The sequence below is a fragment of the Streptomyces sp. NPDC023838 genome, from assembly GCF_040639555.1.
Taxonomy (GTDB): domain Bacteria; phylum Actinomycetota; class Actinomycetes; order Streptomycetales; family Streptomycetaceae; genus Streptomyces.
The window spans coordinates 1-1,040 of the sequence record NZ_JBFAAD010000083.1; the positions used below are offsets into that span (position 1 = coordinate 1).

At 65.7% G+C, this 1,040-nt stretch carries 1 pseudogene; it reads right to left on the reverse strand.

Going from position 1 to position 1,040, the window contains the following annotated elements:
- Positions 1-1,040: pseudogene (locus tag AB0G17_RS37310) on the reverse strand (hypothetical protein); the annotation flags it as partial.

Consider the following 1,040-nt stretch of genomic DNA (forward strand, 5'->3'; position numbering starts at 1 on the left):
AGCCACATGACCGACTGCAGCTTTCCGGCGTTCTTCGGGTCGGTGGTCTTGCCGGTGACCGGGTCGATCACCCCGCCCGCGTCGGAGAAGACGTGGGTGAGGGCGTAGGAGTCGACGTCCTGGAAGCCGCTTCCGGTCTTGACCTGGGTGGTGATCTTCTTCAGCCGGTAGGTCGTCCAGAACGTCGGCGAGCCGAGCTTGCAGACGTCCGTGGCGTCCTCGTCGTCGCTGTGCGTCTTGTACGTCGAGGGGCAGTTCGTGTCGTAGGGAACGTCCGGCCAGTTGGTGGCCGAGTCCTTCTTAAGGTTGTCGTACGTGCAGACACTGTCGGACGTGGTGCAGCGCTGGGCGCTGGTGAAGTTGATCCGCGCCGCCGGGTCCTTGCCCGCGATCGCGTCGGCCAGCTTGTAGCCGTAGGAGATGCGGGTGAGGTATCCGCCGCGGGTGTACTGGGTGAGCGTGCCGCCCTTGTCGTCCTTGGCGACCTGGCCGTACCCCATGTTGTAGTAGTTGGACTCGGTGGCGTACTCGTAGCGCTGGGCGTTGCCGTGCGGGTCGACGACGAAATCCAGGTTGAAGCGGTAACCGACCGGCTTGGTGCACTGGGAGTCGTCACCCTTGTCCGAGTCGTGGCAGGGGTCGCCCGACTTGGGGTGGTAGACCGGCATGCCCCAGGCGCTGTTGGTCGCGTCGTCCGAGGTGGTGCCGGGGGCGTGGTTGAGGCCCAGGTAGTAGGCGGTGCCGTCGGTCGTGGTGACCTTGAAGTACTCGCCGTCCCACAGCCCGTTGCCCGCACCCGTCAGCCGCTCGACCTTCGTGCCGTCGTCCGACGACAGGTGGTAGACGCCATCCTTGTCCCGCACCAACTGGCCCGTGTGGGAGCCGAGCGAGAGAGTGGCGTTGTAGCCCGCCCAGCACTCGTCACCGGAGTCCTTGATCCCGTCGTACCGGCACGGCTTGTACGAACGCTCCAGGAAACCGGGGCTGTACGACCAGCCGTCACCGATCCACGAGGACTGCGAATTGCGCGCGGAGGTCTC